This is a genomic window from Streptomyces sp. NPDC093510 (assembly GCF_040683555.1).
Lineage (GTDB): Bacteria > Actinomycetota > Actinomycetes > Streptomycetales > Streptomycetaceae > Streptomyces.
In genome coordinates, this window is sequence record NZ_JBFBEE010000011.1 from 146,829 (window position 1) to 163,889 (window position 17,061).

Annotated in this window: 16 protein-coding genes; 3 read left to right on the forward strand and 13 right to left on the reverse strand. The window is 70.8% G+C overall.

Features of this window, described 5'->3' with window-relative positions:
• Positions 1–162: 162 nt before the first annotated feature.
• The 3 genes from AB0N81_RS19305 to bldG form a co-directional block, all read right to left on the reverse strand.
• The gene (locus AB0N81_RS19305; RefSeq protein WP_365359758.1) at positions 163–2,565 is read right to left on the reverse strand and encodes a sodium-translocating pyrophosphatase; all 2,403 of its coding nucleotides are present in this window, start codon (positions 2,563–2,565) and stop codon (positions 163–165) included.
• Positions 2,566–2,859: 294 nt separating this feature from the next.
• A complete protein-coding gene (locus AB0N81_RS19310; protein WP_365359760.1) occupies positions 2,860–3,291 on the reverse strand; it encodes an ATP-binding protein in 432 nt (143 codons plus the stop codon).
• Positions 3,292–3,448: 157 nt separating this feature from the next.
• On the reverse strand, positions 3,449–3,790 hold the full coding sequence (gene bldG / locus AB0N81_RS19315; RefSeq protein WP_003975386.1) for an anti-sigma factor antagonist BldG: 342 nt from the start codon (positions 3,788–3,790) through the stop codon (positions 3,449–3,451).
• 80 nt (positions 3,791–3,870) lie between these two features.
• Here bldG and AB0N81_RS19320 point away from each other — a divergent pair, with 80 nt between their 5' ends.
• Entirely contained in the window at positions 3,871–6,354 is a 2,484-nt protein-coding gene (locus AB0N81_RS19320; protein WP_365359762.1) for a DEAD/DEAH box helicase, read from the forward strand.
• A 320-nt stretch (positions 6,355–6,674) separates the two neighbouring features.
• On the opposite strand, the gene AB0N81_RS19325 is transcribed toward AB0N81_RS19320, so the two are convergent.
• The 8 genes from AB0N81_RS19325 to AB0N81_RS19360 all read right to left on the reverse strand — a co-directional run bounded on the left by AB0N81_RS19325 (position 6,675) and on the right by AB0N81_RS19360 (position 12,019).
• A complete protein-coding gene (locus tag AB0N81_RS19325; protein WP_365359764.1) occupies positions 6,675–7,088 on the reverse strand; it encodes an Rv3654c family TadE-like protein in 414 nt (137 codons plus the stop codon).
• Positions 7,085–7,471, reverse strand: coding sequence for a TadE family type IV pilus minor pilin (locus tag AB0N81_RS19330; protein ID WP_365359766.1), 387 nt, complete (start codon positions 7,469–7,471; stop codon positions 7,085–7,087). Before AB0N81_RS19330 ends, AB0N81_RS19325 begins: the two co-directional genes overlap by 4 nt.
• Positions 7,458–7,634 (reverse strand): DUF4244 domain-containing protein, encoded by a 177-nt coding sequence (locus AB0N81_RS19335; RefSeq protein WP_365360067.1) that lies wholly within the window; start codon positions 7,632–7,634, stop codon positions 7,458–7,460. Before AB0N81_RS19335 ends, AB0N81_RS19330 begins: the two co-directional genes overlap by 14 nt.
• Before the next feature lie 201 nt (positions 7,635–7,835).
• Entirely contained in the window at positions 7,836–8,624 is a 789-nt protein-coding gene (locus AB0N81_RS19340) for a type II secretion system F family protein (protein WP_365359768.1), read from the reverse strand.
• Positions 8,621–9,472 (reverse strand): type II secretion system F family protein, encoded by an 852-nt coding sequence (locus AB0N81_RS19345; RefSeq protein WP_365360069.1) that lies wholly within the window; start codon positions 9,470–9,472, stop codon positions 8,621–8,623. Before AB0N81_RS19345 ends, AB0N81_RS19340 begins: the two co-directional genes overlap by 4 nt.
• Positions 9,473–9,480: 8 nt before the next feature.
• Entirely contained in the window at positions 9,481–10,656 is a 1,176-nt protein-coding gene (locus AB0N81_RS19350) for a TadA family conjugal transfer-associated ATPase (RefSeq protein WP_365359770.1), read from the reverse strand.
• The gene (ssd, locus tag AB0N81_RS19355; protein WP_365359772.1) at positions 10,653–11,774 is read right to left on the reverse strand and encodes a septum site-determining protein Ssd; all 1,122 of its coding nucleotides are present in this window, start codon (positions 11,772–11,774) and stop codon (positions 10,653–10,655) included. The genes AB0N81_RS19350 and ssd overlap by 4 nt, the downstream gene beginning before the upstream one ends.
• Positions 11,762–12,019, reverse strand: coding sequence for a hypothetical protein (locus tag AB0N81_RS19360; RefSeq protein ID WP_365359774.1), 258 nt, complete (start codon positions 12,017–12,019; stop codon positions 11,762–11,764). Before AB0N81_RS19360 ends, ssd begins: the two co-directional genes overlap by 13 nt.
• Positions 12,020–12,296: 277 nt before the next feature.
• Between AB0N81_RS19360 and AB0N81_RS19365 the strand changes: the two genes are divergently transcribed.
• Positions 12,297–13,121 (forward strand): HAD-IB family hydrolase, encoded by an 825-nt coding sequence (locus AB0N81_RS19365; RefSeq protein WP_365359776.1) that lies wholly within the window; start codon positions 12,297–12,299, stop codon positions 13,119–13,121.
• 394 nt (positions 13,122–13,515) lie between these two features.
• Here AB0N81_RS19365 and AB0N81_RS19370 read toward each other — a convergent pair whose 3' ends face one another.
• On the reverse strand, positions 13,516–14,370 hold the full coding sequence (locus tag AB0N81_RS19370) for an oxidoreductase (protein WP_365359778.1): 855 nt from the start codon (positions 14,368–14,370) through the stop codon (positions 13,516–13,518).
• A 101-nt stretch (positions 14,371–14,471) separates the two neighbouring features.
• Between AB0N81_RS19370 and AB0N81_RS19375 the strand changes: the two genes are divergently transcribed.
• The gene (locus AB0N81_RS19375; RefSeq protein ID WP_365359779.1) at positions 14,472–15,452 is read left to right on the forward strand and encodes an ATP-binding protein; all 981 of its coding nucleotides are present in this window, start codon (positions 14,472–14,474) and stop codon (positions 15,450–15,452) included.
• Positions 15,453–15,513: 61 nt separating this feature from the next.
• Here the strand turns inward: AB0N81_RS19375 and AB0N81_RS19380 are convergent, their stop codons facing one another.
• On the reverse strand, positions 15,514–16,785 hold the full coding sequence (locus AB0N81_RS19380; RefSeq protein ID WP_365359780.1) for a hypothetical protein: 1,272 nt from the start codon (positions 16,783–16,785) through the stop codon (positions 15,514–15,516).
• Between the last annotated feature and the right edge of the window lie 276 nt (positions 16,786–17,061).

Below are 17,061 nucleotides of genomic sequence, written 5' to 3' on the forward strand. Positions count from 1 at the left end.
GACATCCGCATGCCGGGGGCCCGGTACCAGCGCTATTGCAGCCATTTGCACCAAGCGGGGGAACAGTACGGGGCGCGAGAGAAGCCTCACGGCTCTCCTGTACATGCCGACGGGCGGACGGTGCATCAAAAAGCACCGTCCGCCCGCGTGTTGCACAGAGGGCTACGAGACCACGGCCGGGTCGGCCGGCTTGGCCACCCGTCCGGAGTTGCCCTCGTCCCCGACGGCGATACCGCGCCGCTTGGAGACGTAGACCGCGCCGATGATGACCGCGATGGAGAGCCCCGCGATCAGCACCCGCATCCCGACACTGGCGTCGTCCCCGTAGCTGAACTTGACGACCGCGGGCGCGATGAGCAGCGCCACCAGGTTCATCACCTTCAGCAGAGGGTTGATCGCCGGGCCGGCCGTGTCCTTGAACGGGTCACCCACGGTGTCGCCGATGACGACCGCGGCGTGGGCCTCGCTGCCCTTGCCGCCGTGATGGCCGTCCTCGACGAGCTTCTTCGCGTTGTCCCAGGCACCGCCGGAGTTGGCGAGGAAGACCGCCATCAGCGTGCCCGTGCCGATCGCGCCCGCGAGGAACGAGCCGAGCGCGCCGACGCCGAGCGAGAAGCCGACCGCGATCGGCGTGAGCACGGCGAGCAGGCCCGGTGTGGCCAGCTCGCGCAGCGCGTCCTTGGTGCAGATGTCGACGACGCGCCCGTACTCGGGCTCCTCCGTGTAGTCCATGATCCCGGGGTGCTCGCGGAACTGCCGCCGCACCTCGTAGACCACGGCTCCCGCCGACCGCGACACCGCGTTGATCGCGAGCCCCGAGAAGAGGAAGACGACCGCGGCGCCGAGAATCAGGCCCACCAGGTTGTTGGGCTGTGAGATGTCCATCACGAGGTTCATCGGAGCGCCGTCGCCGAGTTTCTCGCCGACGTCCTTGGCCGCTTCCGCGATGGCGTCGCGGTAGGAGCCGAAGAGCGCCGAGGCCGCGAGGACCGCGGTCGCGATGGCGATGCCCTTGGTGATGGCCTTGGTGGTGTTGCCGACGGCGTCCAGGTCGGTGAGGACCTGCGCGCCCGCGCCCTGGACGTCGCCGGACATCTCGGCGATGCCCTGCGCGTTGTCGGAGACGGGACCGAAGGTGTCCATGGCGACGATGACGCCGACCGTGGTCAGCAGTCCCGTACCGGCGAGGGCGACCGCGAAGAGGGCGAGCATGATCGACGTGCCGCCGAGCAGGAACGCCCCGTACACGCCGAGCCCGATCAGCAGCGCGGTGTAGACGGCCGATTCCAGACCGAGCGAGATGCCGGCGAGGACGACGGTGGCCGGGCCGGTGAGCGAGGTTTTCCCGATGTCCTGGACGGGACGCCGGTTGGTCTCGGTGAAGTAGCCGGTGAGCTGCTGGATCAGCGCGGCCATCACGATGCCGATGGCCACGGCGACGAGCGCGAGAACCCGCGGATCGCCGTCGTGCCCCTTGATCGCCGTGTCCGTGACGCCGTCCAGGTCCGCGTACGTGGACGGCAGGTAGACGAAGACGGCCACGGCCACGAGCACGAGCGAGATGACGGCGGAGATGAAGAAGCCGCGGTTGATGGCGCTCATGCCGCTGCGGTCGGAGCGCCGGGGCGCCACCGCGAAGATGCCGATCATCGCCGTGACGACACCGATGGCCGGGACGATCAGCGGGAAGGCGAGCCCGGAGTCGCCGAACGCCACCTTTCCGAGGATCAGCGCGGCGACGAGCGTCACGGCATAGGACTCGAAGAGGTCGGCGGCCATGCCGGCGCAGTCGCCGACGTTGTCGCCCACGTTGTCGGCGATGGTCGCGGCATTGCGCGGATCGTCCTCCGGAATGCCCTGCTCGACCTTGCCGACCAGGTCGGCGCCGACGTCGGCGGCCTTGGTGAAGATGCCGCCGCCGACACGCATGAACATCGCGATCAGTGCGGCGCCGAGGCCGAAACCTTCGAGCACCTTCGGCGCGTCGGCCGCGTAGACGAGCACCACACAGGAGGCGCCCAGAAGACCGAGCCCCACCGTGAACATGCCGACTACGCCGCCCGTGCGGAAAGCGATCTTCATGGCCTTGTGCGAAACGGCGGTGAGATCCTTTTCGGGCTCACCTTCTGCCGGAGTGGCCTCTCGGGCGGCGGCTGCCACACGAACGTTGCTGCGTACGGCGAGCCACATGCCGATATAGCCGGTGGTCGCCGAGAACGCCGCTCCGACCAAGAAGAAGATCGATCGTCCGGCGCGCTGATTCCAGTCGTCCGCGGGCAGCAGCATGAGCAGGAAGAACACCACGACGGCGAATACGCCGACAGTGCGCAGCTGGCGTCCCAGATAGGCATTCGCGCCCACCTGGATCGCCTTCGCGATCTTCTTCATGCTGTCGGTGCCCTCGCCTGCCGCGAGTACTTGTCGTACGAGCACACCCGCGACAACAAGAGCCGCGACCGCGACGGCCGCGATGGCCATCACGATGAGGCGATTGTCGTTGGTCAGGACTGCGGCTGCGAAGGTTGAGGGGTGGTCAAACTGATGAGGGGTAGAAAGCCCCGCCATTCGTCCTCCTTGACGCTTGGGCTGAGCTCAAGATGTGGACGGATTGTAGGGAGCGGAACCTGATCAAAACAGAGCGCCACAAACGGAATTGACCTGAGATCGCTTCTCAGCAAATGATCCGGCGTCACGATTGACCCCGAAAGCGGTAATGCCTCAAAACCGTTGACGGGAGATCGTTGATCTAGGAAATAAATGATCAGAATAAGAAAAGGCCCTGTTCACCGTGGCGGTGACAGGGCCGAAAGGGTCGCGGGACGGCGACGTCGGGGAGACGGGAAGACGCCGCGACCGGCGTCAGGGGAGCAGCGCGGCCGGCGTGGTGGGCCAGCGCATACGGATGATGCCGCCGGACTCGCCGGCCGTGACCTCTACGTCATCCACGAGGCCGCTGATGACCGCGAGGCCCATCTCGTCCTCGCCCTCGGCGTCGTCGCCGTCGAGGCGCGCGCCGGGCGCCCGGTCACCGGGCGCCGCACGGGGCGCCTCGTCACCGACCTCGATGGAGAACTGCTTCTCGTCCTCGATCAGCGCCACCCGCACGGGGGCCGTCACACCGCTGCTCTGATGCAGCCCGACGGCGCGCGTGCAGGCTTCCCCGACCGCGAGCCTGACCTCGTCGAGAACGGCCTCGTCCACCCCGGCCTTGCGCGCCACCGCGGCCGCCACGAGTCGGGCGGTCCTGACGTGTTCGGGCAGCGCGCTGAAGCGGAGTTCAACGGTGGCCATGCATCCCCCTCGACGACGCGCGTGCTGTCAGGGGGCCGGGCCGCAGGCCCGGTCCCCTGCTGTACTGCCGTCCCGGGCCCCGGGCCCGGGACGTCCGGCTTCCGGTCGGCCGAAGCTCGGCCGCCACTCAATCGGTGGCCGATCATCCGCCGACCACTCAGTCGGTGGCCGCGACCGCTTCCTCGACCGAGGTGTGAATCGGGAACACCTTGGTCAGGCCGGTGATGCGGAAGATCTTGAGAATGCGCTCCTGGTTGCAGACCAGGCGCAGCGAGCCCTCATGGGCACGCACCCGCTTCAGGCCGCCGACCAGCACGCCGAGCCCGGTGGAGTCGAGGAAGTCCACGCCCTCCATGTCGACGACCAGATGAAAACTGCCGTCGTTCACCAGCTCTACCAACTGTTCGCGCAGCTTGGGCGCGGTATACACATCGATTTCGCCACCGACCTCGACGACCGTACGATCGCCGACGGTACGGGTCGACAGGGACAGGTCCACGGATCCTCCAGCACCTTGCTATCGAGCGGTCATCCCTCGGGACACCTCGGCAGAGCCCCCAGGACGGATCGCCAGCCGCGATGGCATTCAATCACTTACAGGCAGGCGTGCACGACGCCTTGGGCTCATTGTCCATCCCGCCAGTGACACACTCGATGCCGATGGCCAAATTTTCTCCTCCCGGAGGACCCGCTGTGGGAGCCCCGGCACGCACGTCCCCGCGGACCGTTCTTGACCGGCTCACCGCGGGGCCGAGCCGTGCATCGCGCGTCACTCATACGGAGCACCTGCCCCCGCGCGAGGCCCGGTATGCAGTCTGGCCCGACCGCATCCGGCCCGAGGTCATATCCGCCGTCCGAGCCGCGGGCATCGAGCACCCCTGGGCCCACCAGGCGCAGGCCGCCGAGCACGCCCTGGACGGCGAGTCCGTGGTCGTCGCCACCGGCACGGCGTCCGGCAAGTCGCTGGCCTACCTCACCCCCGTCCTCTCCGCCCTCCTGGACGGCTCCGAAGCGCCCAACGGCCGCGGCGCCACCGCCCTGTACCTGGCCCCCACGAAGGCCCTCGCCGCCGACCAGCGCCGGGCCGTCCGCGAGCTGGCGGCCCCCCTCGGCAACGCGGTGCGCCCCGCCGTGTACGACGGCGACACGCCCTTCGAAGAACGCGAATGGGTACGTCAGTACGCCAACTACGTCCTGACCAACCCCGACATGCTGCACCGCGGGATCCTCCCCTCCCACCCCCGCTGGTCCTCCTTCCTGCGCGCCCTTCGCTACGTCGTCATCGACGAATGTCACACCTACCGGGGCGTCTTCGGCTCCCACGTCGCCCAGGTCCTGCGCCGCCTGCGCCGCCTCTGCGCCCGCTACGGCTCCGAGCCCGTCTTCCTCCTCGCCTCCGCCACCTCCGCCGAGCCCGCCGCGTCCGCGGAGCGCCTCATCGGGCTGCCCGTCCGCGAGGTCGCCGACGACGCCTCACCCCGCGGCGACCTCGTCTTCGCCCTCTGGGAACCCCCTCTCACCGATCTCCACGGCGAGAAGGGCGCCCCCGTGCGCCGCACCGCCACCGCCGAGACCGCGGACCTCCTCACCGACCTCACCGTCCAGGGCGTCCGCTCCGTCGCCTTCGTACGCTCCCGGCGCGGCGCCGAGCTGATCTCGGTGATCGCCCAGGAACGCCTCGCCGAGGTCGACCGCTCCCTCGTCCGGCGCGTCGCCGCCTACCGCGGCGGCTACCTCCCCGAAGAGCGCCGCGCCCTGGAGCGCGCCCTGCACTCCGGCGAACTCCTCGGGCTCGCCGCCACCACCGCGCTCGAACTCGGCGTGGACGTCTCCGGGCTCGACGCCGTCGTCATCGCCGGCTACCCCGGCACCCGGGCCTCCCTCTGGCAGCAGGCCGGGCGTGCGGGGCGGACGGGGCAGGGGGCCCTGGCCGTGCTCGTCGCCCGCGACGACCCGCTGGACACGTATCTCGTCCACCACCCCGAAGCGCTGTTCCAGCAGCCCGTGGAGTCCACGGTCCTCGACCCCGACAACCCGTACGTCCTCGCGCCCCACCTCTGCGCCGCCGCCTCCGAACTCCCCCTCGTGAACGAGGACATGGCCCTCTTCGGGCCCGCCGCCGAGGAACTGCTCCCACAGCTGGAAGCCGCGAAACTGCTCCGGCGCCGGACCAAGGCGTGGCACTGGACCCGTCGCGAGCGGGCCGCCGACCTCACCGACATCCGGGGCGAGGGCGGGAAGCCCGTCCAGATCGTCGAGGAGGGCACGGGGCGGCTCCTCGGCACGGTCGACGCGTCCGCCGCGCACACCACCGTGCACGAGGGCGCGGTCCACCTCCACCAAGGCCGTACGTATCTCGTTCGCCACCTCGACCTGGAGGACTCGGTGGCCCTCGTCGAAGAGGCCGCGCCGCCCTACTCCACGACCGCCCGCGACACGACGGCCATCTCCATCCTGGAGACGGACACCGAGGTCCCCTGGGGCGCCGGGCGGCTCTGCTACGGCTCCGTCGAAGTCACCAACCAAGTCGTCTCCTTCCTCCGTCGTCGTCTCCTCACCGGAGAGGTCCTCGGCGAGACCAAGCTGGACCTCCCTCCCCGTACGCTCCGGACGCGGGCCGTCTGGTGGACCGTGACCGAGGACCAACTCGACGCCGCCCGCGTCAATCCCGAGATCCTCGGCGGCGCGCTGCACGCCGCCGAGCACGCGTCCATCGGCATGCTGCCGCTGTTCGCCACGTGTGACCGATGGGACATCGGTGGCGTCTCCGTCCCGCTGCACCCGGACACGCTCCTTCCCACGGTCTTCGTGTACGACGGTCATCCGGGCGGGGCGGGGTTCGCCGAGCGGGCCTTCCACACGGCGCGGGAGTGGCTGACGGCTACGCGGGAAGCGATCGCTTCCTGTGAGTGCGAGGCGGGCTGCCCTTCGTGCATCCAGTCCCCCAAGTGCGGCAACGGCAACGATCCTCTGCACAAGCGGGGGGCGGTTCGGCTCCTTTCGGTTTTGTTGCGGGATGCGGGTGGGGTGGGGGCGGGGGTGTCCGGGGCGGGGGCGCCATAGGTTCGGCTGGGGGCGGGGGCGCCTTGGGTTCGGCTGTGGGGCGGTCCGTGGGCGTCTGCGTGTGCTCGCCGGGCTCGCCTGGGGTTCGTCTGTGGGGCGGGGCCGCGGGGGTATGTACGTACTCGCTATCCCTTCGCCACGGCACAAGGACAAAGACGCCGATGTCTCCTCGGTGCTCCGTGCGCACATACCCCCACGTCCCCTCCGGCCGGTTGCGCGGCCGTCCGCCGGTGGGGGTGCCTGTGCCCCGGGCCCCACGGTCTCCCGGCCGGTTTCGCGGCTGAGCGCCGGGTGGGGGTGGGTGGGTGGGTGGGTGGGAGTTACCCGTCGTGGAGCGGCGGGCTTGGGGCTCCCGGTCCTGCGGGGCGGTGGGGGTGAGGGGAGGGAGGGAGTTGGGGCGGGCCCGCACGGGATCTGATCGTGGCGGAGAAGGGACCCGCCGAGGAGGAAGCCGTAACCTCGGAGAGGTCGCCGCGGAGCACGCACCGCACCACCCGCGCACCCTGCGCCTCCGCCACCCGCACCGCCCCCGCGCACGCTCTCGCGGAACCCGCCGTCCACCGGTCCGCCGCCGCGAGCGCCGCCAGGTCCGCCGCGCCGCCCGCCCGGTGCCGGACCACGACGGCCTGCGCCATCGCGAGCACCGCGCCGCAGACCACGCCGAGCACAGCCATCACGACGACCACCCACACCGTGGCGGCCCCACGGTCCGCGCGCCACCGTCCGGCCCTCATACGCCCACCCCCACCGTCTCCTCGGCCAACGCCACCGCGTCGGACCGCAGCCGCAGGCCCAGGCCCAGCACCTGGGGGCCCGGCACGTCCGCCGCCACCTCGACCCGCACCAGGTCGCCCTCGCGCCGCACGGACACGCTCGCCCCGCCCGGGGCCGCCTGCCGTGCCGCAGCGGCGGCCGCGCCGTCGGGGTCCTGCCGGGCCGCCGCGCGAGCCCCCGCCCGCGCGGCGTCCACACACTGGATCTGCGCCGAGGCCGCCAGCAGTGTCCAGATCAGCGCCATGGTGAACAGCACCAGCGTCGGCAGCACGACAGCCGCCTCAGCTGTCACGAACCCACGGTCCGCGAAGCGTCCGCTTCGCATGGCGTCAGAACGGAACATCGAGCGCCCTTTCCACGACCGCCTGCAGCGCCGCTCTGACCTGCCCGCTCGTCACCACCTTGTAGAGCAAGCCGGCGAAGCCCACCGCCGCGATCAGGCCCATCGCGTACTCGGACGTGACCATTCCCGTGTCCGTGCGCAGCGAGCACCCTCGTCGGCTCAGCTCGCGGAGCCGCCATCGAGTCCTCTGGTTGCGTCGCTGTGTTGGTTGTTGTGTTGGTTGTTGTGTCTGTGGCTGTTGTTGCATTGTTTGCCCCTGCATTTCGATCTCCCTGTAGATCGCGTTAGTTGGTGGTGCTTCTCGGCTCACTGGTTGTGGGGGGTTCTTGGTGCTCCGCTGAACTTGTCGTGGCTGCTCGGGTGTTCAGGGCTCGGTCAGCAAGCCATGGGCCAGGCCGATCACCACCGGTAGTACCCCGACCGCCACGAACGCCGGCAAGAAGCACAGGCCCACTGGAGCCGTCATCAGGACCGCTGCTCTGCGCGCTCCGGCCGTCGCCGCCCGGGAACGTTCCGCCCTGGCGTCCGCCGCCAGGCGGGCCACCGGGTCCGCGGCCGGTGCTCCGGATTCGCCCGCCCGCTCCAGGAGTCGGGCCAGTGGAGCGGCGCCGGGTACGGCACCCAGATGCCGCCAGGCGTCCGTTGGTTCGCCGCCGAGCCTCACTTCCGCCGCGCCGCGTGCCAGTCGTATGCCGATCGGGCCTTGCAGGGACTCCCCGACCGCGTGGGCGGCTGCGACAGGGCTCGCCCCGGCGGCGACGCAGGCCGCCAGGAGGTCGGCTGCCAAGGGGAGTTGGTTTGCCGCTCGCTCTGTATCGGATGGGTCGTCCGGGGTCTGGAGGGATGCTCGTTTTCGCTGTTTGTGGCGCCAGGCGATGTATCCGGCGGCCGCCCCGGCCAGCAGGCCCGGTACTCCGCCCACCAGGACGTAGGCAGCGCTCGCCGTCCCGGCCAAGGGGAGCCATTCCCGTGCCCGGGCCCAGCGGGCCGACAGGGGTGTCGTGCGGCGTGCGGGGCGGTTCGCTGTGTCCAGCGTCCTTGCCGTACGGGACCGCAGTGCCCTCTCCCGGCGTGCGGCCAGCACCGTCAGGCCGAGCCAGAGGATCGCCGCGCCTTCCCACACGGCCACCCCCAGCCTGTGGACAACGTTCATCGCTCCTCCGCCCCTCGTACGATCCGCAGCGCCCACCACACCCCGGCGGCCTCCAGCACTCCGCCCGCCGCCAGGCACGCCAGCCCCGGCCCCGTGTGGAGCAGCACTCGCAGCGGCTGCGCGCCCAGCGCGCTGCCCATCAGCAGGCCCAGCACCGGGAGCCCGGCGAGCATCACGGCTGTCGACCGGGCGCCCGCCAACTGGGCCCGCAGGTCAGCCCGTCGGTCGCGCTCGGCGCGCAGGGCGCCCTCCAGGCGCTCCAGGCCGGCGCCGAGGCCCGCGCCGCGGTCCACCGCCACCCGCCAGCACGCCGCGAGCCCCAGCAGCCCCTCGGCGCCCGGCTCCCGAGCCGCCTGCCGCAGCGCCTCCGGCACATCTCCGCCGAACCGTGCCGCCGCCAGCACCGCGCTCCGGGACGCCCCGACTCCGGCACCTGCGGCGGTGGCTTCGTCCAGGGCCCGTCGCAGTGACTCCGCGGGCTGCCGTCCCGCGCGCACGTCGCCCGCGAGTTCACCGCACAGAGCGATCACCGCGTCGCCCCGTCGCCCGCGTTCCCGGCGCGCGTCCCTGGCCCGTCGCACCCGCGCCGCCACCGGCACCCCCGCCACGCCCACGACGAGCGGCAGCACGGACTCCCCCAGCAGCGCGACCGCCGATCCGGCTGCCAGGCACCACCATTCGTGGCGCACCCGGCCACGCCCGGCCGCGAGTGTCCGGCGCCAGGGCCGGGCTTCGGTGAGTTCTGTCTTCGTGTCCTCGAACAGTGATCGTGCGCGGCGGGACTCATGGCCCCGGCGGTCCATCAGGAGCAGGGCCGCGCTTCCGGCGCACACGGCCGCCGCCCACATCGAGGTGTTCACCGGGCTTCACCCCGGGCTTCGGTCGAGAGCAGTGAGTTCAGCCGCTCCCAGCCGCGCTCGCGGGTGAAGGCCGTCTCGCCCCACCGCAGTGCCGGCGCGGTCACCACCAGGCCGGAGTCGGCCCGCTCCAGCACATGCACCTCGGCGATACGGCGACGCCCCGCCCTGTCCCGTACCAGATGGATCACCACCGACAGTGCGGCCGCCAGCTGGCTGTGCAGGGCAGCCCGGTCCAGGCCCGCGGCCGTCCCCAGGGCCTCCAGGCGAGCGGGCACGTCCGACGCGGCGTTGGCGTGGACCGTGCCGCAGCCGCCCTCATGCCCCGTGTTCAACGCGGCCAGCAGATGCACCACTTCCGCGCCCCGCACCTCGCCGACGACGAGCCGGTCGGGACGCATCCGCAGGGCTTGCCGCACCAGGTCGTCCAGGCCGACGTGACCCGCGCCTTCCTGGTTCGCGGGCCTCGATTCCAGGCGGACCACGTGGGGGTGTTCGGGTTTCAGCTCCGCGGAGTCCTCCGCGAGCACGATCCGCTCGTCGGGGCCCACCAGGCCGAGGAGGGCGCTCAGCAGGGTCGTCTTGCCGCTGCCGGTGCCGCCGCTGATCAGAAAGGACAGCCGGGCGTCGAGCAGTGCCCGCAGGATGCGGTCGCCGCCGGGCGGGACCGTACCCGCGGCGACCAGTTCCGTGAGGGTGAAGGCATGGGGCCGCACGACTCGCAGGGAGAGGCACGTCGAGCCCACGGCGACCGGTGGAAGCACCGCGTGCAGACGGGTGCCGTCCGGGAGGCGTGCGTCCACCCAGGGCCGCGCGTCGTCGAGGCGGCGCCCGGCCACGGACGCGAGGCGCTGGGCGAGCCGCCGCACCGCGGTCGCGTCCCGAAACGTGACGCCCGTGAGCTCCAGACCGCCGCCCCGGTCCACCCACACCCGGTCGGGCGCGGAGACCAGCACGTCGGTCACCGAGGCATCCGCGAGCAGCGGCTCCAAGGGCCCGGCTCCGACCAGCTCCGAGCGCAACTGGGCCGCCGCGCCGAGGACTTCGGTGTCCCCGAGCACCCGGCCCTGGGCCCGCAGCGCTTCGGCGACCCGGGCCGGGGTCGGCTCCGTGCCGCTCTCCGCGAGCCACTGCCGCACCCCGTCCAGCATCCGGGCCCCGACCACCGCGCTCATGCGCCCCCTCCCGCGGCATCGGCGGGCAGCCGGTCCCAGAAGGCGGTGCAGAACCGCGCGAGGGGGCCGCGCGCGGCGCCTCCGGGTGGGGCCCCCGCGGCCAGCGACGCGGCCAGACCGGCCTCCCAGGGCACTTCACCGGCCAGTGGCAGTCCGAGGAGGCGCGCGACCTCTTCGGGGTCGAGCCCTCCGGGCTCCGCGCCCTGGGCGACCACCACTCGCAGATCCCGGAGGACCATTCCGGCCACCGACGCCACCCGGCGCGCCCCCGCCACCGCGCGCAGTTCGGGAGGCACCACCAGGAGTCCGAGGTCCACCTGTGCGAGCGCCTCGGCGACCGTCTCGTCCACCCTCCGGGGCAGGTCGACAACGACCGCGCCGCCACGCCTGCGGGACGCCGCGACGACTGCCCGCACGGCCTCCGGGGCGACCGTGACCGTCTCGCCCCGGTCCCAGCTCAGGACCCGCAGCGCATGCAGCTCCGGCAGTGACTCCTCCAGCGCGCCGCCGCCGACCCTGCCGCGCGACGCGGCGAACGCCGGCCACCGGAGTCCTTCGGCGCTCTCGCCGCCGAGGAGCACGTCGAGGCCGCCGCCCAGTGGGTCCGCGTCGACGAGCATCGTGCGCCGCCCGGCCCGTGCCGCCGTGACCGCGAGGGCGCACGCCAAAGTGGAGGCTCCGGCCCCGCCGCGGCCTCCGATGACCCCGACGGTCAGCGCGGGCCGTCCCACGCCCTCCGCCACGTCCGCGATGCGGTCCACGAGCCACTGCTCGCCGTCCGGCAGGAGCAGCACGTGGTCGGCGCCGATCTCCACCGCCCGCCGCCAGACCTCGGGGTCGTCCTGATCACGCCCGACCAGGACGACCCCACGCCGCCGTCCGGCTCCCCGCACTCGGTCCGCCGCGTCGTCCCCGACGAGGACGAGCGGTGCCGAGTCCCAGCCCTCCCTGTGCCCGGGGCCGCCGTGGTGCACCTCGGGCCGTGCTCCCGCCGCGGCGCACAGCCGCAGCAGGTCGTCCAGCAGCTCCACGTCCTCCGTGACGATCAGCGGTCCACCCTGCCGCCCGTCGGCCGACGCGGCCCCGTCACGCGCACTGACTCCACTCACGATCTCCATCCCCCTGTCACCGCAAGACGCCTGTGAATGCCGCGCCCCGCGACCGCGAAGAACCGGGCAGGCAATCCGGCCATGAACTTCGCGAGCGGAACGGGCGGAATCAGCGTGCAGCGCTGCTGGAAATCGTGTGGATCTTGGTCAATAACTGTGGACAAGGCGATGCCTGTGAATATCCCCATCACCCATACCGGTGACATCACACCGTCTTCCCACGACTTCCACAGCGCAGCCTCACGGCTACGCACGGTGACGGATCATGGGTGAGGTGAGAGAGGGTGGAGTCGGCGCGGAGAACGGCTCGAGGGCCGGAAGAGGATCAGCGGAGGGTTCAAAAACCCATCCGGACATGCGACGACCCCCGCCGGGGGGGAGAGCGGGGGTCGTCCCCACGGTCCGACTCGGGGGGGGGAGGAGCCAGACCGGGTTAGCACGGTCGCGAACGATCCGTGACTTCCATGGTGTACCCGAGAGCCTTCTCAGGCAAACCCACGCGCCTCAGCTTACGCCGAATGGTGGGCGCCTATGCTCGACCTCGTGGAAAACCACTCCTTGCCTCGCACTGCCGCGTTCTTTGACCTGGACAAGACGGTCATTGCGAAGTCGAGCACGCTCACCTTCAGCAAGTCGTTCTACCAAGGCGGCCTGATCAACCGCAGAGCGGTACTGCGCACCGCTTACGCGCAGTTCGTCTTCCTCGCGGGCGGCGCGGACCACGATCAGATGGAGCGGATGCGTGAGTACCTGTCCGCGCTCTGCCGTGGATGGAACGTGCAGCAGGTCAAGGAGATCGTCGCCGAGACCCTGCACGACCTGATCGACCCGATCATCTACGACGAGGCCGCGTCCCTCATCGAGGAGCACCACGCCGCGGGCCGCGACGTCGTCATCGTCTCCACCTCGGGCGCGGAGGTCGTCGAGCCGATCGGCGAGCTCCTCGGCGCGGACCGGGTGGTGGCCACCCGCATGGTGGTCGGCGACGACGGATGCTTCACGGGCGAGGTGGAGTACTACGCGTACGGGCCCACCAAGGCAGTGGCGATCAAGGAGCTCGCGCAGTCGGAGGGGTACGACCTCGACCGCTGCTACGCCTACAGCGACTCGGCGACCGATCTGCCGATGCTGCAGTCCGTGGGGCATCCCTTCGTGGTCAATCCGGACCGGGCGCTGCGCCGCGAGGCCCTCACGCGCGCGTGGCCGATCCTCGACTTCCACCGGCCGGTGCGCCTGAAGCAGCGCCTGCCCGCGCCTCCCCGCCCCGCGCTCGTCGCGGCGGCCGCGGTCGGCGCCGCGGCGGCCACGGCGGGGCTCGTCTGGCTCGCCAGTCGGCGCCGCGCGACCGCGAGCTGACCAGGCGGAGACAGGCCGGGCGCATATGCCGGATTCGCTCCTGTTTGAACCTAAAAGTAAAGAAGTGCGGCCAGCACTTCCGCTTACCCCAGGACAGGAGTACAAAGGAGTCAACGGCCCGCGAGACCAAGGACATCCGAGAGGATCACCTTTAAACGCAGCAAAGGCCCCACGGACCGAAGCATGAACACCGAGCACCCACGCGACGTCGACCCGTCGATTACGGGCCAGTCGCACCAGGTGACGGGCAACGTTCCCGACCTGATGGGCAACACTTCGAGGACGCTTGGTAACCCGGTGAACATGCCAGCGGCGGTACGGATTCCGTACCGCCGCAACCCTGTTCAGACCCCAGTCCTGTTCAGGACCTACGGGAGCCCCCCGGCGCAGGCTCTCACGCCGCGCCGCGCTGCAGCGCCTCGCACACCGCCGCCGATTCCCTGACGCCGAGTTCGACCGCCCTGCCGCAGTGGGCGATCCAGGCCGCCATGCCCTCCGGCGTGCCGGACGCGTAGCCGTCGAGGGCCGCTACGTAGGCCGCCCTGCCCTGTTCCGCGTGCCCAGCCTCAGCCGGACAGATCGACTTCGGGTCGAGGCCGCTGCCCACCAGGACGATGCGCTCGGCGGCCCGTGCGACCAGGCCGTTGTGCGAGCCGAAGGCGCGCAGGCTGAGCAGCTCTCCATGGACCACGGCCGCCGTCACCAGGGCCGGCGCCGCACTGCCCGCGATGATCAGCTGCGACAGCCCTTCCAGGCGGCCCGCCACCTCGTCCGCGTCCGGCAGGGGGAGCTCGATCAGCGGTTCGTCGACGGGCTCGCCCGCCAGCCTCGGCCGCCCCGCGCCCTCGGTGGAGTCGGCCGCCGCGACCAGGTGCAACCGCGCGAGGACCCGGAGCGGAGACTGCCGCCAGATGGACAGGAGTTGACCGGACTCGGCGGTCAGCCGCAGGGCCGCGCCGATCGTGCGCGCCTCCTCGTCGCCACGGAAGTCGGTACGCCGCCGCACCTCTTCGAGCGCCCACTCGGCGCCGGAGAGCGCAGCGGAGCCGCGGGCGCCGCGCAGTGCCGCCTCGGAGGTGATCTCGTTGCTCCGGCGCCGCATGATCCGGTGCCCGTAGACCCGGTCCACGGCCTTGCGCACGGAGTCCACGGAGTCGGCCACACCGGGCAGCGCGCCCAGGGCCACGAGGGGGTCTTCCCCGCCCGCGCGGGACCGGGGGTTCGGGGAAGGATCGGCTGGCGTACTCATGAGTACGACCCTACGTACTTCCCGGCCCGGCTCCACGAAGGAGTGGTCTTCTTCACGCGGACCGAGCACTCCTTGCACATGAGCCGCTACTCTTCGTGGTTATGAAAATCGCTTTCGTAGGGAAGGGCGGCAGCGGCAAGACCACGCTGTCCTCGCTCTTCATCCGCCACCTCGCCGCAACCGGTGCACCCGTCATCGCGGTGGACGCCGACATCAACCAGCACCTGGGTCCCGCCCTCGGCCTCGACGAGGCGGAGGCGGCCGAGCTGCCCGCCCTGGGCGCACGCCTGCCCCTGATCAAGGACTACCTGCGGGGCTCCAATCCGCGGATCGCCTCGGCGGACACGATGATCAAGACGACGCCCCCCGGCGAGGGCTCGCGGCTCCTGCGGGTGCGCGAGGACAACCCCGTGTACGACGCGTGTGCGCGACCCGTGGAACTCGACGACGCCACCGTGCGTTTGATGGTCACCGGGCAGTTCACCGAAGCCGACCTCGGTGTCGCCTGCTACCACTCCAAGACGGGAGCGGTGGAGCTCTGCCTGAACCACCTCGTCGACGGCCGCGACGAGTACGCGGTCGTGGACATGACCGCGGGTTCGGACTCCTTCGCCTCCGGCATGTTCACGCGCTTCGACATGACGTTCCTGGTGGCGGAGCCGACGAGGAAGGGAGTCTCCGTCTATCGCCAGTACAAGGACTACGCGCGGGACTTCGGGGTCAGCCTCGCGGTCGTCGGCAACAAGGTGCAGGGCCAGGACGACGTGGACTTCCTGCGCGAGCAGGTCGGCGACGACCTCCTGGTGACCGTCGGGCACTCGGACTGGGTGCGCGCCATGGAGAAGGGCCACCCGCCGCGCTTCGAGTTCCTGGAGGAGGACAACCGCCGTTCCCTGCAAGCGCTTCAGGACACCGTCGACGCCTCGTACGACCGACGCGACTGGGACCGCTACACCAGCCAGATGGTCCACTTCCACCTGAAGAACGCGCAGAGCTGGGGCAACGAGCGGACGGGAGCCGACCTGGCCGCCCAGGTCGACCCCGCCTTCGTGCTGCGCGAGCGCATGACCGCCACGGCCTGACCGGGCCGGGTCAAGTCGGGTCGGGCCGCTGAACGCCACGGTCCGACGCGGCCGTTGGGTGCTACGGCTTGACCGCCGGTGCGCCCGGGACGCCCTTCGGGGCGGGTGCGGGCTGGGCGGAGAGGAACGCCGCCCAGCCTTCCTTCGGCGCCTTGCCGACCTTGAGCCCGGTCAGCTTCGCCAAGGTCTTCGGGTCCTGCGCGTCGAGCCAGTCCGCGAGCTGGCGGAAGGAGACACAGCGCACGTCGCGCTTGGTGCAGACCGTCTCGATGGTCTCCTCGATGGCGCGCATGTACGTGCCGCCGTTCCAGGACTCGAAGTGGTTGCCGATGATCAGCGGCGCGCGGTTGCCGTGATAGGCGCGGTCGAAGCCCTGGAGCAGGCCGTCACGCATCTGGTCGCCCCAGTACTCGTGATTGTCCGGGTCGCCCTGTGAGGTCGAACCGGACTGGTTGACCATGAAGTTGTAGTCCATGGTGAGCGTCTCGAACTTGCGGCCGGGGACCGGGACGAGCTGCATGGACAGGTCCCACAGCCCTTCCTTCTTCTTGGGCCAGACCTGGTCGTTCACGCCACTGGTGTCGTAGCGGAAGCCCAGCTGATCGGCTGCCCGCATGAAGTTCTTGCGGCCCTCTAGGCAGGGGGTGCGGGCGCCGATCAGCTCCTTGTCGTAGTCGAAGGGCAGGGGCCGCGCCTTCTTCACGCCCGTGTTCGTCTTCCAGGCCTTCACGAAGGACTTGGCCTGCTTGATCTCGCTCTTCCAGTCCGCGACGGACCACTCGCCCACGCCCCGGCCGCTGCCGCAGAAGTGGCCGTTGAAGTGCGTGCCGATCTCGTTGCCCTCGAGCCAGGCGCCGCGGAGCTGCTCCACGGTGTCCTTGATCCCCGCGCGGTCATTGAAGCCGATGTCCGAACTGCCGGCCAGGTGCTGCGGCGGTTTGTAGAGCCTGCGCTTCTCCTCGGGGAGCATGTACACGCCGCTGAGGAAGTAGGTCATCGTCGCGTCGTTCCGCTTGGCCACCTTGCGGAAGTGGGAGAACAGCTTCTGGCTGTCCTCGCCCGCCCCGTCCCAGGAGAAGACCACGAACTGCGGTGGCTTCTGGCCCGGCTTCAGGCGGGCGGGTCTCGGCAGGTTCGGCTGCTTGCCGGTGAAGGCCGTGGAGCCGTCGCCGATCATGCGGACGGCGTTCTTGGGTGCCGGGGCACCGGCCGCCTTCTTCGCGCCGTGGGCGCCTTCCTTCGTGCCGGTGTTTCCGTCGGCACAGCCGGCCAGTGCCGCTGCACACGCCACGAGGGCGGTGAGGCTCGCGGTGATCCTCCGGGTGGCGGCCATGTTCCGCCCACCTACTTTCCGTGCAAGTCGGGACATATCACACCGAACTTCGCACGGAGGTCGAAAGCTGATCTTACGACAAGCCGATTACATTTTTTATTCACTCATCAGAGTGACCTATTGCCCCATTTGCCCTGAAAGTACGCCCGAATCCTTTACTCTGGATTACGGTTCGTTTACCGAGAGTTGAGTAATCCCGCCGCTGTTACGCCGTGACCCACGGCCGCGATCCGCCCTCCGGAGCCCTCCGGAGGACCCCTTGTCCGCGACCGCGCT